General features: G+C 43.2%; 10 protein-coding genes and 1 pseudogene. 7 read left to right on the forward strand and 4 right to left on the reverse strand.

The window, feature by feature from the left end:
* Nucleotides 1-64: 64 nt before the first annotated feature.
* From gyrB to dnaA, 4 genes and pseudogenes are all read right to left on the reverse strand, one after another.
* A complete protein-coding gene (gyrB, locus tag ACH19P_RS01815) occupies nt 65-2491 on the reverse strand; it encodes a DNA topoisomerase (ATP-hydrolyzing) subunit B (RefSeq protein WP_462156822.1) in 2427 nt (808 codons plus the stop codon).
* A gap of 11 nt (nt 2492-2502) precedes the next feature.
* A pseudogene (gene recF / locus ACH19P_RS01820) lies at nt 2503-3594 on the reverse strand (DNA replication/repair protein RecF).
* A gap of 6 nt (nt 3595-3600) precedes the next feature.
* The gene (gene dnaN / locus ACH19P_RS01825) at nt 3601-4704 is read right to left on the reverse strand and encodes a DNA polymerase III subunit beta (protein ID WP_462156823.1); all 1104 of its coding nucleotides are present in this window, start codon (nt 4702-4704) and stop codon (nt 3601-3603) included.
* A 10-nt stretch (nt 4705-4714) separates the two neighbouring features.
* A complete protein-coding gene (dnaA, locus tag ACH19P_RS01830) occupies nt 4715-6124 on the reverse strand; it encodes a chromosomal replication initiator protein DnaA (RefSeq protein ID WP_462156824.1) in 1410 nt (469 codons plus the stop codon).
* Nucleotides 6125-6731: 607 nt separating this feature from the next.
* Here dnaA and rpmH point away from each other — a divergent pair.
* The 7 genes from rpmH to ACH19P_RS01865 all read left to right on the forward strand — a co-directional run bounded on the left by rpmH (nt 6732) and on the right by ACH19P_RS01865 (nt 14194).
* The gene (gene rpmH, locus ACH19P_RS01835; RefSeq protein ID WP_008488847.1) at nt 6732-6866 is read left to right on the forward strand and encodes a 50S ribosomal protein L34; all 135 of its coding nucleotides are present in this window, start codon (nt 6732-6734) and stop codon (nt 6864-6866) included.
* A 6-nt stretch (nt 6867-6872) separates the two neighbouring features.
* Nucleotides 6873-7295, forward strand: coding sequence for a ribonuclease P protein component (rnpA, locus tag ACH19P_RS01840; protein ID WP_462156825.1), 423 nt, complete (start codon nt 6873-6875; stop codon nt 7293-7295).
* Nucleotides 7296-7386: 91 nt separating this feature from the next.
* Nucleotides 7387-7638, forward strand: coding sequence for a membrane protein insertion efficiency factor YidD (gene yidD, locus ACH19P_RS01845; protein ID WP_347391424.1), 252 nt, complete (start codon nt 7387-7389; stop codon nt 7636-7638).
* A gap of 27 nt (nt 7639-7665) precedes the next feature.
* Nucleotides 7666-9294 carry a membrane protein insertase YidC gene (gene yidC, locus ACH19P_RS01850; protein WP_462156826.1) on the forward strand — a complete coding sequence of 543 codons (1629 nt, stop codon included), beginning with the start codon at nt 7666-7668 and terminating at the stop codon, nt 9292-9294.
* Between the two features lie 107 nt (nt 9295-9401).
* Entirely contained in the window at nt 9402-10766 is a 1365-nt protein-coding gene (gene mnmE, locus ACH19P_RS01855) for a tRNA uridine-5-carboxymethylaminomethyl(34) synthesis GTPase MnmE (RefSeq protein ID WP_462156827.1), read from the forward strand.
* Nucleotides 10767-11543: 777 nt separating this feature from the next.
* A complete protein-coding gene (locus tag ACH19P_RS01860; RefSeq protein ID WP_462156828.1) occupies nt 11544-12194 on the forward strand; it encodes a hypothetical protein in 651 nt (216 codons plus the stop codon).
* Nucleotides 12185-14194 carry a flotillin family protein gene (locus ACH19P_RS01865; protein ID WP_462156829.1) on the forward strand — a complete coding sequence of 670 codons (2010 nt, stop codon included), beginning with the start codon at nt 12185-12187 and terminating at the stop codon, nt 14192-14194. The genes ACH19P_RS01860 and ACH19P_RS01865 overlap by 10 nt, the downstream gene beginning before the upstream one ends.
* Nucleotides 14195-14233: the final 39 nt, after the last annotated feature.

Raw genomic sequence — 14233 nt, forward strand, 5'->3', positions numbered from 1 at the left:
ATACTTTGATGATATAAAAAAAGCCCTCACTATGTGAGGGCTTTTTATTTGTAGTAATTACTTACTATACGTCTAGATTCACTACTCGCAGAGCATTTTGTTCGATGAATTCTCTACGAGGTTCAACTTGGTCACCCATTAGAGTTGCGAATAATTGGTCAGCGGCAATCGCGTCTTCAATGGTGACGCGTAACATGCGACGAGCACCTGGGTCCATTGTCGTTTCCCACAACTGATCAGGGTTCATCTCACCCAATCCTTTATAACGCTGTGTATATAAGCCTTTCTTAGAATCCGTGATTAACCATTCTAGCGCTTCAACAAAGCTCGAAATTGGCTGTGTCTTCTCACCGCGTTGCACATAAGCGCCAGCGCCGATAAGACTACCGACTTTTTCACCCGTAACGCAGATACGTTGATAATCTTTCGACGTCAGGAAGTCATGATTTAGCACGTACTTCTTATCAACACCGTGTTGGCGAATATTGACCATTGGGTAATAAAGCTTACGCTCGTCGTCATAGTGCGTATGAGCGCTATAAATTGCTGCATCTTCATCACGTACAATCAAATCTTTAACCAACTCTTCAGTCCATTGCTGTACTGTTGATTCATCGCCGAGATGATCTTCATTGATACACGAACGATAGATTAAGCTGTGCATCATTGCCGAAGGATATTTACGAGATAGACGTTCAATTACCTTTTCCGTACTCTGGTAGTCACGTACAAGGTTTTCTAACTCATTACCTTCAATGGCGTTTGCACCTTCACTTGCGTAAAGCATTGAGCCATTAAGCGCTAATGATGTGAGGTATTCAACAAGCGCATTGTCATCTTTAATGTAACGCTCTTGCTTACCTTTCTTAATCTTATAAAGAGGTGGTTGAGCAATATACACATAACCACGCTCGATAATTTCAGGCATTTGACGGTAGAAGAAAGTCAGTAACAGTGTACGAATGTGAGAACCGTCGACGTCAGCATCCGTCATGATGATGATTCGATGATAGCGAAGCTTTTCAGGATCATATTCATCACGGCCGATACCACAACCCAGTGCAGTGATAAGCGTTGCAACTTCTTGTGAAGAAAGCATCTTATCGAAACGCGCTTTTTCTACGTTCAGGATTTTACCTTTTAAAGGCAAAATTGCTTGGTTTTTACGGTTACGCCCTTGCTTTGCAGAACCACCCGCAGAGTCACCCTCCACTATGTATAGTTCTGATTCTGCTGGGTCTTTTTCCTGACAATCAGCAAGCTTACCTGGTAAACCAGCTAAATCCATCGCCCCCTTACGGCGAGTCATTTCACGTGCTTTACGTGCTGCTTCACGCGCACGCGCTGCATCAATGATTTTACCTACAACTGTTTTTGCATCCACTGGGTTTTCAAGTAAGAACTCAGTTAGCTTTTCAGCCATAGCTTGTTCAACTGCAGACTTAACTTCACTCGATACAAGCTTGTCTTTCGTCTGCGATGAGAACTTAGGATCAGGCACTTTAACGCTAACAACTGCTGTCAAACCTTCACGAGCGTCATCACCCGTGGCATTACTGGTTGTTTTTGCTTTTTTGTTAAAGCCTTCTTTTTCCATGTAGTTGTTAAGCGTACGAGTTAATGCTGCTCTAAAACCAGCAAGGTGTGTACCACCGTCACGTTGTGGAATATTGTTGGTAAAGCAAAAGATGTTTTCTTGGAAACCATCGTTCCACTGCATTGATACTTCAACGCTAATGCCATCTTCCTCACGCTCATGTGTGAAGCTAAATACATTTTGATGAACTGGCGTTTTCTTACGGTTTAGATATGCAACAAATGCTTCGATACCACCCTCATATTTGAAGTGGTCACGCTTATCTTCCTCACGCTCATCGGTCAAAATAATTGAAACGCCTGAGTTTAGGAATGACAGCTCACGTAAACGTTTAGCTAGAATATCGTAATGGAAGTTTGTGTCGCTGAATGTCTGAGCGCTTGGCCAGAAACGAATCTCTGTGCCCGTTGAGTCTGATTCACCTATCTCTGCTAATGGCGCATCTGGCTCACCCATTGAGTAGGTTTGCTTGTGAAGTTTACCGCCGCGGCGAATTTCCAGAGCCAGTTTTTCTGACAGTGCGTTTACTACCGAAACACCAACACCGTGAAGACCACCTGATACCTTATATGAGTTGTCATCAAACTTACCTCCTGCATGGAGTACCGTCATGATAACTTCTGCAGCGGATACACCTTCCTCAGGGTGTAATTCTGTTGGGATCCCACGGCCATTGTCACGTACTGACACTGAGCCATCGGTATGAATCGTGACAAAAATATCGTCACAGTATCCCGCTAACGCCTCATCGATAGAGTTGTCGACAACCTCGAATACCATGTGGTGTAGGCCAGTGCCGTCATCGGTATCACCGATATACATACCTGGTCTTTTTCGTACAGCGTCTAGTCCTTTTAGTACTTTAATACTGGATGAATCGTAATTTTCAGACATGGTTCTTCCATTTATCTTGTTATTAGTTCGCCATGTTTCACGTGGAACAATGCGGTTGGTTTATCCAAGGCATCTAACACAGCGGAGACACTTTCTGGTTCAATCGTAGTGATGAATATTTGCGATTCGCAATGAGCAAGAAGTTTACCTACTTTGCCTTTTGTATCTTCACTTAGCTCTGACGGTAAGTCGTCAATGAGCAAAATAGACTGTTTACCTGTCTCTTGTTCTATTAGGCTATTTTGCGCTACTTTGAGCGCATATAAAAGCAATTTTAACTGCCCTCGTGAGAAGGCATTTTCTACCAAGCCGAGCGATGTTTTTATCGTTAGGTCGGCCTTATGTGGACCTTTCGAGGTGTAACCCCTCATCAAGTCACTTTCCCTATTTTGATTCAATACTTCAAGCAGGGATTCACTAGTTTTCCAACCTCGTTCAAAGACGATTCTCGAGGTCAGTTAGTAACTCTAATTCTTTACACAGTCTATCAAAAAAAGCGCCTTAAACCTCTCTATATAAGACTCCCTTAACTGCGATATTTTCTCGGCAAGTCGAACAAACTCTTTATCCCACACATTTAGCATGGTGTGTAGATCTCTGGGTTTACTTTTTAACAATGCGTTACGTTGCTTAAGGACTTTATTAAAGTTTTGCCAATGCACGAAAAATTCGTGTTCCACGTGGAACACCCCTAAATCAACAAATGCTCGTCGCTCTTTAGGGCCACCGAAAAAAAATGAATAACTGTCAGGAGTTATAACCTGCACAGGTAATACTTGTGCTAGATTTGAAATGCGACGACTGGGTTTTCCCTGAATTTTTATCAGCGTTTCACCTTGCGCACTTTTTTGTAAGCCAAGAGGAATCGTTAAATTATTAGCGCGTTTTTTTGCGTGGAGGACGAATTTATCCGAGCCGTCACGGATAACTGTACGATGTTTACTGGTTCGAAATGAACGTCCGTGGGAAAGAAAATAAATGGCTTCAAGTAAACTGGTTTTACCGCTGCCATTCTCGCCGAAAATGATATTGATAAATTCCGGCGAAAATGACGCAGTCTCAATATTTCTAAAACTATTGAGACTAAAAGAAGTAATGCTCATCGCAACCTACAGGCGCATAGGCATAACTACGTATAGCGCTTCGCTATCACCCGCCGCTTCCATAAGCGCACTGCTATTAGAGTCAGCAAGCGTAATCGACACGTCTTCAGTCTTAATAGTGTTAAGCACATCAAGCAAGTATGACACGTTAAAACCAATTTCCAGGTCATCACCCTGATACATGACTTCAATTACTTCTTCAGCTTGTTCTTGCTCTGGGTTGTTAGCACTGACTTTGAGCATGCCCGAACGCAAGTTTAAACGAACACCACGAAACTTTTCATTGGATAATATAGATACTCGATGCAAGGCGTTACGCAACCACTCGCGATTGGCAATAATCACCTTGTCTCCACCTCTAGGTAAAACACGACGATAATCAGGGAAACGACCGTCTACCAATTTACTGGTAAATGTAAATTCAGCGTCTGTAATACGAATATGATTCGCACCGAATTGAATTGTAACCGGCTGATCGTCCGCAGGCATCAAACGCATGATTTCCTGAACGCCTTTACGCGGAACAATTAGTTGGCGCTGACTGTTTAGCGACTGAGGTAATTTCTTTTGTGCCAGGGCTAGACGGTGCCCATCTGTCGCCACAGTTTTAATTTCATCATTTTCCAATTCAAAAGACATACCGTTTAGATAATAACGGACGTCTTGGTTGGCCATCGAGAAATGTGTGCTTTCTAATAGCTTTCTCAATTCTAAACGGCTCAACTGGAATTCGACTTCACCATCCCACTGTTCCAGATTTGGAAAGTCTTCTGCGGCGAGTGACAACAATGCAAATCGGCTTTTTCCTGAGGTGAGAATCACTTGGTGTTCTTGGGAGCTGAGCGTGATATCACTGCCATCTGGTAAGCTTTTACAAATGTCTAAAAGCTTCTTCGCTGGTAACGTGATTTTGGTATCTGCACTAGGTTGCTCTAAAACAACCGACGCAACCAACTCAATTTCCAAATCAGTTCCGGTCATGAACAGCTGCCCGTCACGCACTTCAAGAAGTACATTAGACAATACTGGCAAAGTGTGTTTACGCTCAATAGCGCCAGACACCTGCATTAACGGTTTTAAAAACTGATCTCTTGCGATAGTAATTTGCATTAGGGTGACCTTAAGATGACAAAGTTCTTATTAGATTTTGGTAGTCTTCTTTTACTTCATGACTTTCATCACGCAGCGATTTTACTTTACGGCATGCATGTAAAACCGTGGTGTGATCACGCCCACCGAAGGCATCGCCGATTTCCGGCAGGCTATGGTTAGTTAATTCTTTTGATAGCGCCATGGCTACTTGGCGAGGACGAGCAACAGAGCGGCTACGACGCTTAGACAGTAGATCAGAAACGCGAATACGGTAATACTCCGCTACAGTGCGTTGGATATTGTCTATCGTCACGAGCTTATCTTGAAGCGCCAATAAGTCACGAAGCGCTTCTTTTACGAAATCGATAGAAATTGGGCGCCCAGTAAAATTAGCATTGGCGATAACACGGTTTAAAGCCCCTTCTAACTCACGCACATTTGAACGCAACTTCTTAGCAATAAAGAAGGCAACTTCGTGAGGTAGATTAATTTTACTCTGTTGTGCCTTTTTCATCAGAATGGCAACTCGCGTTTCCAACTCTGGCGGCTCAATCGCGATCGTCAAACCCCATCCAAAACGCGACTTAAGTCTATCTTCAACCCCTTCAATTTCCTTTGGATAACGGTCAGAAGTCAAAATAATCTGCTGATTACCCTCAAGTAAGGCATTGAAAGTATGAAAAAATTCCTCTTGTGAGCGTTCTTTATTGGCAAAGAATTGGATGTCGTCGATAAGTAATGCATCAACACTGCGATAATAACGTTTAAATTCCTCGATAGCGTTGTTTTGTAACGCTTTAACCATATCTTGCACAAATCGCTCTGAGTGCATGTAGACGATTTTAGCGTTTTCTTTCTTGGCTAAAATTCCATTACCTACAGCGTGCAGAAGGTGAGTTTTACCTAAACCTGTGCCGCCATATATAAAGACCGGATTAAAAGCTGAACCAGGATTGTCAGCGACTTGTGTGGCCGCAGCCTTCGCAAGCTGGTTGGATTTACCTTCTACAAAGTTATCGAAGGTGTAATTTTCTTTGATATTAGACTTATGCTGCGATTTAGGCGCAGGTTCGACCACAGCGGGTTGAACTGGCGACTTTACAGCAGCGGCAGCAGGTCTTACAGCATTTGCATGTCCACTGCTATCTATAGCAGAACCATTTGAAACGCCTTGGCTAGTCGCAGCAATAATAGGCTTACTACCAACATCGAAACGTAATTCTGGAGCTTCATCACCACAGATTTCAATAAGTAATTCATTGATTCGGTTTAAGTATTTCTCTCTGACCCAATCAAGTACAAAACGGTTTGGAGCATATATAGTTAATGTATCATCTGTGCTTTCAGCCTGAAGGGGTCTAACCCACATACTAAACTGCTGAGATGGCAATTCATCCTGCAACACATATAAACAACTTTGCCAAACAGACAGATACACAGTGTACTCCCGAAAAAGAAATATTATGATGCTCGTTCATCACGAATTGGCTAAAAATTAGCTCTTCTTATCATCCGAAATTCGCACTTTTGGCGATCCGGTCGTCCATTATGACGCCTATTTATCCACAACTTCAATATTGATTTTTAATTAAAATCTGCTCCTCATACCAAAAAAGAATAACACTTTGATTTGATTAGATATTTATTTTAAAAAAAGAATCAAAATTAACGCTTTACAAAAGCTTGATCTTGATTAAGAGAGAGGATCTTAAAGGGTTATTCAGTGGATTTATGCACTTTTTGAACAAGCCCTGTGGAAAACTTTATATTAAAGCTGATTCTTTTTTGGATCTAAAGGTATGATCCGTCTCCTGGGCAGCAACAAGATTGGCTTAGAGGCGAACAATAAATCGTACAAGGTATGTGCGAATACCATTGACTTTACCTCCTTCTCTCTATAGAATCTCGCGCTCGCTAAGGCACCATTGAATGTCCATTGGAATCTCTCGGTGAGAAGACTTGGCATTTTGTGTTGTGTTAGCGTCTGAGTGAGGATCGCGACCCACACAGAGAATTTAAACCTTAACCGATCGGATGGAATTGTTATGAAAAGAACTTTTCAACCAAGCGTATTAAAGCGTAAGCGTACTCACGGTTTCCGTGCACGTATGGCTACAGCTAACGGCCGTAAAGTACTAGCACGTCGTCGTGCTAAAGGCCGTAAAGTTCTTTCTGCTTAATATTTAGTGGAAGACTTTCGCTTTAGCAGGGAGTTACGTCTGTTAACTCCCTCGCATTACTCCCGCATTTTTAATGAGCCTGCTCGGGCTGCAACTTCTCTCTTTACTCTTTTAGCTAAACCTAATTCTGTAGAACATGCACGTTTGGGTCTCACTGTTGCTAAAAAGAACGTAAAAAAAGCCAACCAGCGTAATCGCATCAAGCGTATTGCTCGTGAAAGTTTTCGATTGCATCAACATAAACTCGATAACATAGATATCGTCCTTATGGTGAAGCGCGGCATCGATGAGTTACCAAACGAGGAAATCCGCAAAGATCTTGATAAACTTTGGCGCAAAATTAATGAACGTTGTAAGCCAGGTTACAAGCCGCCACCGCGCAGACATCACAAAAAGCGCGACAATACTTCGCAAAAGCGTGGTAGATAATAGAATTTACCTAGGTTTTCAGGTATCTTTAGCTCACCTTTTAATCGACTAACTGAGTATTCATTACATAGACTCAGTGTTGCGGGCATTTATGTTAGCTTTCATCTTAGCAATACCTAAAAATACCCTCATAGCTGTAATAAAAGTCTATCAAAAGTGGATCAGCCCGATGCTTGGGCCAAATTGTCGCTTTAATCCAAGCTGCTCTTCATACGCCTTGCAAGCTATAAAACTGCATGGTGCAATAAAAGGCAGTTGGTTGGCAGCGAAACGAATAGTAAAATGCCACCCTTTACACGCCGGAGGGGATGATCCCGTTCCAGGCAAACGTAACCACCATTAATCTTAATAACGAGAAATAAGAGCTGTTATGGAATCGCAACGCACGTTTTTATTTATCGGTCTGTTGTTAGTGTCATTTTTATTGTTCCAAGAGTGGAACAATGATTATAACCAACCGGCAAACAGTCCAAGTGCTCAAACACAAACCAATACCCAGAATGATGCTGGGCAGTCGGATGTACCAAATTCAGATATTGCTGAGCCATTAGCATCGACCTCTGCGAGCCAAAAAGTTATCACGGTAACGACGGATGAATTCGCAGTTAAAATCGACACGCTTGGCGGTGACATCATTGAAGCTAAATTACTTCAACACGCTGAAACACATGGTAGCGATGAACCATATCTACTACTTGGCAAATTCGAAAACAACGAATACTTCGCACAAAGCGGATTGATTGGCCTAAATGGCCCAGACGCGAATAAAGAAGGTCGCCCAGTTTACGAAAGTGCGCAACAAAGCTACACAATGACCGGTGATACCCTAGCCGTCCCACTTACGTTCGTTGATAGCCAAGGTGTTAGCTTCACTAAAACCTACACTTTCTACAAAAACCGCTACGATGTGACTTTGGATTACGACATCCAAAACAACACGGCGGCACCTGTACAAGTGCAACTTTACACCCAAGTAAAGCGTACCGTACAAGACAAAGGCAGCTTAATTGACCAAAGTTATTTAGGTGGTGCTTACGGTACTGATGAAGTGAACTACGAGAAATACTCGTTCGACGACATCAAAGATAAAGAATTAAAAGAAGTCACACAAGGCGGCTATGTGGCCTTCCTTCAGCACTACTTTGTAAGTGCGTGGGTGCCAGCACAAGACCAAACCAACACGGTTTACATGCGTCTGCCAACTGCCAGCTTCGCGCAAATTGGTATCAAATCAGAGCCTGTAAATATTGCACCAGCGAGCTCAGCGAATTTTGAATCGACCTACTACATGGGTCCAAAAGACACTGCAGCACTTGAAGCAATTCACCCGAACCTTGACCTAGCCGTAGACTATGGTTGGTTATGGTTTATCTCTCAGCCGCTATTGTCGCTATTGAAATTTTTATATAGCTTCCTTGGTAACTGGGGTCTAGCAATCATTGCTATCACAGTATTGATGAAAACAGCCCTTTACCCGCTAACCAAAGCGCAATATACATCAATGGCAAAAATGCGTGCATTACAGCCTAAGATGCAAGCGCTGAAAGAGCGCTACGGTGATGACCGCCAAAAGTTCGGTCAAGCAATGATGGAAATGTACCGCAAGGAAAAAGTGAACCCTATGGGTGGCTGTTTCCCACTGTTACTACAAATGCCAATTTTCCTTGCCTTGTTCTATGTGTTCCTAGAGTCACCGGAACTACGTCACGCTGAGTTTGGTTTATGGTTAACAGACTTATCATCAAAAGACCCGTTCTACGTACTACCGATTCTATTCGGTGCAAGTATGTTCTTGATGCAAAAGCTTCAACCAATGACAGTTACCGACCCTATGCAGCAGAAGATGATGACATGGATGCCGGTATTCTTCTCAGTATTCTTCCTATGGTTCCCATCAGGTCTAGTACTTTACTGGTTGGTTTCAAACCTTATCTCTATCGCCCAGATGCTTATCATCTACCGCGGAATGGAGAAAAAAGGCATTAAAGTGCGCGGCTAACGGTCCACACTTAATGCACCAATAAAAGCGGCTTCATAGCCGCTTTTTTATTGTTTATTGCCACATTAGGTTACAATACACACATTAACGCTTTAACGAGTTTATCCATGCATTCTCAAGATACTATTGTTGCTCAAGCCACCGCTCCCGGCCGAGGTGGTGTAGGTATAATTCGCGTTTCTGGCACCCTAGCAACTCAGGTAGCCGAACGCATTATTGGCCACTGCCCTAAAACCCGTTACGCCGAATACGTGCCTTTTCATGGGTTAAACAAAGCACAATTAGACCAAGGCATCGCGCTATTTTTCAAAGGCCCAAATTCGTTTACTGGTGAAGATGTACTTGAGCTTCAAGGACACGGCGGCCCAATCATTCTCGATATGTTACTGAGAGAAATTGCAGAACTTGACGGCGTGCGTCTGGCCAAGCCGGGTGAATTCTCTGAGCGTGCTTTTTTAAACGATAAACTCGATTTAACCCAAGCAGAAGCGATTGCTGATTTAATCAATGCCACCTCCGAGCAAGCCGCTAAAAGCGCCCTGCACTCGCTTCAAGGTGAATTTTCAAACCACATCACCCAACTAGTGGAACAAGTGATTCACCTACGCATGTATGTAGAAGCCGCGATTGATTTTCCAGATGAAGAAATCGATTTCTTGAGTGACGGCAAAGTTGCCGGTGATCTGCAAAAAATCCTCGACCAAGTCCACAACGTGCAACAACAAGCGAAGCAAGGCAGCATTATTCGCGACGGGATGCGCGTGGTGATAGCGGGGCGACCAAATGCGGGTAAATCGAGCCTGTTGAACGCCCTTGCAGGTCGTGACGCTGCAATCGTAACTGACATCGCAGGCACGACCCGTGATGTGCTTAAAGAGCATATTCACATAGATGGCATGCCATTGCATATTATCGACACAGCGGGGTTACGTGAAAGCCCAGACAAAGTCGAACAAATAGGTATTGAGCGTGCCTGGGAAGAAATAAACCAAGCTGACCGCGTGTTATTCATGGTAGATGCCCAAGATACCGATGCCTGTAAACCTGAAGAAATCTGGCCGGAATTTGTTGCACAGCTACCAGATAACATGGGCATCACGGTTATTAGAAACAAAGTAGATATCAGCGGTGAAGCAATTGGTTTTGACGACTCAGGGGAGTCGCCAGTGTTACGTCTGAGCGCCAAAGAAGGTTTGGGCATAGACTTAGTTCGTGAACACTTAAAAGCATGTATAGGCTTCGAAGGCACTCAAGAAGGCAGCTTTATGGCCCGCCGCCGCCACCTCGACGCACTAGAACGTGCGCTTCATCATTTGGTTATCGGTCAAGAGCAATTAGAAGCACATATCGCCGGCGAAATACTGGCAGAAGAACTACGCTTAGCTCAGCAATACCTCAATGAGATCACAGGTGAATTCACTTCTGACGACCTTCTCGGAAAAATATTCAGCTCGTTCTGTATCGGTAAGTAACTTATTAATTCGCAGTGGGTCATTGTGGCCCAATGCGACTTCCAACATTAACTCCTCACATTGATATCAAGCATTTGACTGAAAACGCCTAATTGACCTTTTTATTTCTCAAATAATTAGGGCGTGTTGACCTTTGCTGTTTGATTTTGCAGCAGTCATGGGGGTATTTTGGCAAGGCAGAGCCTGCGTCGCAGATTCTATGTCAGTCAGGCGATAACGCAGACAAAATACCCCAATGGCGCTTCCCAAAGAGTTCAACCAAAGGCGTACACTGCGTTGTCATGGGCCATGAACATAGTTCACCATGCACCATGACCCATTCCTAGCATTGAAAGCCTTTGATTTGAACAAAATTCATACCTAGGAGGTCAACACGCCCTAATAAAAGCAATAATATAAAATGTAGTAACAAGCTCTAGTTGGAAGGCGGAGTCGCTCTAGTGAAAAAGGAATATCGTATTATCAGTCCCTATAAACATACAACTTCGTTGTTGTGAAACTGTTGTATTAGTATTAATGTGGACAATAAAACTAAAAGCGGTAGGGACGACCGAATCGAGCCTCGTGTGACGTAATCAAAAGGAATTGATTGTTCAAGCTATGCAAACACCCCCTGTGCTTGCCCTCAGCCAACAACACCCATTTCCCAATAACGTTAAGCCGCAAAATAAAATTACTTGATTCTGTACCCGATTTATTTGCTCCTATTTACACATAAGGGCAAATCTGAAGAACAGTCCACCAAACCAGGGTGTTTACATTAATAAGGATGAATAAATGGAGTCTTTCTTAAACGAAGTATTTTCGTTTCCGATGATCATCTTCACATTGCCGCTAATATTTTTGCTGATGTATTGGGCACTAGCCCTATTCGGCTTACTGGATATCGAATTACTGGACCTAAATGCTTCAGACAACGAGGGTGATGTTACCGGTGGTGGCAACTGGCTATCATTCTTAGGATTAGAGGGTGTGCCACTAGCCGCATCTATGCTGTTTTTAGATTTCTACGCTTGGTTATTCACGTTCGCGGGTAAAAAGATAATTACCCATCTTTTTGATGGTTCGCTCACCGGTGCTGCAATGGGAAGTATCGTGGCACTTGTCGCGCTAATCGTCGCAATACCACTAACAGTCCTTTCTATAAAACCACTAAAACGCATGTTTAAAATGCAGTTGGGCCCAAATAAATCAGAACTCACAGGCAAAGTATGCGTGTTAACAACAACGAAAGTGACAAAAGACTTTGGTCAAGCTGAATTGGAAGACGGTTCGATGATTCTAAACATTAGAGCAGACGAGCCCAATAATTTAAAAAAAGGAACCAGGCTTGTATTGCTTGGTTATGACGAACAAACAGACCGTTATGATGTTATATCGGAAGACAAATTTTTGAATAAGATTGAAGGAGAATTCGAATGTCTGTAGGTAGCGTAGGATGGGAATTCTGGGTTGCGCTGGTAGCCGGAATATTTATATTTTTTATCGTAGTCACGCTGTTAATTGCAAAACTTTATCGCAAAGTAGAGCAAGGTAAAGCCATGATTGTAAACACCATGAGAGCTGAGCCAAGTGTCACATTTACCGGCTCGTTGGTCATTCCGGTTTTCCACAAAATGGAGATTATGGATATCTCCCTCAAAACCATCGAAATCGACCGCCAGGGTATGGATGGTTTGATTTGTAACGACAACATTCGTGCAGACATTAAAGTCGCCTTCTTCGTTCGTGTAAACAAAAGTCGCGAAGACGTTATGAAGGTCGCACAAGCAATTGGCTGTGAACGTGCGTCAAATCAAGCGACATTAGAAGCCTTGTTCAGTGCTAAATTTTCAGAAGCACTTAAAACAGTGGGTAAGTCGATGGATTTCGTTGATCTCTATAACGAGCGCGATGATTTCCGCGACCGCATTGTTAAAAATATTGGCACCGATCTGAACGGCTATATCCTAGAAGATGCGGCCATCGATTATCTAGAACAAACGCCTGTTGAAAAGCTCGACCCAGACAATATTTTAGATGCCGAAGGTATTCGTAAAATCACGCAACTAACGGCTGAACAAAACGTCCAAACCAACATCTTAAAACGCGATGAAGAAATGAAAATCAAGAAAAAAGATGTTGAAACTAAAGAAGCTATTTTAGCGCTCGAGCGCCAGCAAGCGGATGCTGAAGCAAAACAAAAGCGCGAAGTTGAATCAGTTAAAGCGCGAGAAGAAGCTGAAACCAAACGCGTTCAAAGTGAAGAATTCGAAAAGGCTGAAACAGCGCGCATTAAAGCTGAAGAAGCCATTCAAGTTCATGAACAAAATAAGCTTCGTGAAGTTGAAGTTGCCGAAAAGAACAAAGAAAGAGCGATTGCAGTTGAACAAGAACGTGTAGTCAAAGCAAGAGATCTTGAAATCGTTGAACGTGAAAAAGTAGTGACTCTAACAACGATTGAAAATGAAAAGCTAGTTGAGCACGAGAAAAAAGAAATCGCTGAAGTCATCAGAGCGCGCGTCGAAGTTGATAAGACCGTGGCGCAACGTGAAGAAGAAATCAATGAGTTACGTGTTGTTGCTGAAGCAGATCGCAATAAAAAGGCACAGATTATCGCCGCCGAAGCACAAGCTGAGGAAGATTTGGTTAAAGACATCAAAGCAGCCGAAGCAGCAGAAAGAGCCGCTGAACACATTGCCAAAGAAAAAGCGATTAATGCCCAAGCTGATTTAGATGTTGCAGAAAAAGACGCAGAAGCCAAACGCCGAGAAGCAGAAGGTATTCAAGCCGTCTCTGCTGCGCCAGGACTTGCAGAAGCAAAAGTAATGGAAGCAAAAGCATACGCGACAGAGCAAGAAGGCATGGCGGAAGTTCGTGTGATGGAAGCAAAAGCGGATGCAACAGAGAAAACCGGTATGGCTGAGGCGAAAGTGCTTTCAGAAACTATGGCAGCAGAAGCCGATGGTATGACGAAGAAATTTAAAGCCATGGACTCTATGTCTGATGAGCAGCGTGCACACGAAGAGTTCCGCATGAAACTGGATAAAACGCACATCGAAAACATGGAATCAATTACGGCAAATGTTGATGTCGCTAAAGAACAGGCACTGGTATTGTCTGAAGCACTTAAGCAAGCAAATATCGATATTGTCGGTGGTGACACAGCGTACTTCGATAGCTTTGTAAAATCATTGTCTGTTGGTAAATCTATCGATGGCACAGTGAATAAGAGTGACACGTTGCAAGTCGCCTTCAAAGAGCACCTCAACGGTGATAAAAGCTTTGTAGAAGACGCAAAAGGCTTGCTCTCAAGCTTAGGTACGTCAAGCGCTGAATTACAAAATATGTCAGTTACTGCGTTTATCACTAAATTAATGCAAGACCCAAGTCCACAAAGTCAAAACCTTTTAGCCACGCTAAAAGGAACACTCGACACTAAGGCTTAACTGAAAATGTGAAACACTCGCCCGTCATTGGTGCGAGTG

Source organism: Pseudoalteromonas sp. GB56 (genome assembly GCF_054923835.1).

Bases quoted from the DNA above. Each gene is read 5' to 3' on its own strand.
- mnmE (WP_462156827.1), top strand. From the start codon at position 9,402: ATGCATTCTCAAGATACTATTGTTGCTCAAGCCACCGCTCCCGGCCGA.
- yidD (WP_347391424.1), top strand. From the start codon at position 7,387: ATGTTAGCTTTCATCTTAGCAATACCTAAAAATACCCTCATAGCTGTA.
- yidC (WP_462156826.1), top strand. From the start codon at position 7,666: ATGGAATCGCAACGCACGTTTTTATTTATCGGTCTGTTGTTAGTGTCA.
- dnaN (WP_462156823.1), bottom strand. From the start codon at position 4,704: ATGCAAATTACTATCGCAAGAGATCAGTTTTTAAAACCGTTAATGCAG.
- gyrB (WP_462156822.1), bottom strand. From the start codon at position 2,491: ATGTCTGAAAATTACGATTCATCCAGTATTAAAGTACTAAAAGGACTA.
- rpmH (WP_008488847.1), top strand. From the start codon at position 6,732: ATGAAAAGAACTTTTCAACCAAGCGTATTAAAGCGTAAGCGTACTCAC.
- ACH19P_RS01865 (WP_462156829.1), top strand. From the start codon at position 12,185: ATGTCTGTAGGTAGCGTAGGATGGGAATTCTGGGTTGCGCTGGTAGCC.
- ACH19P_RS01860 (WP_462156828.1), top strand. From the start codon at position 11,544: ATGGAGTCTTTCTTAAACGAAGTATTTTCGTTTCCGATGATCATCTTC.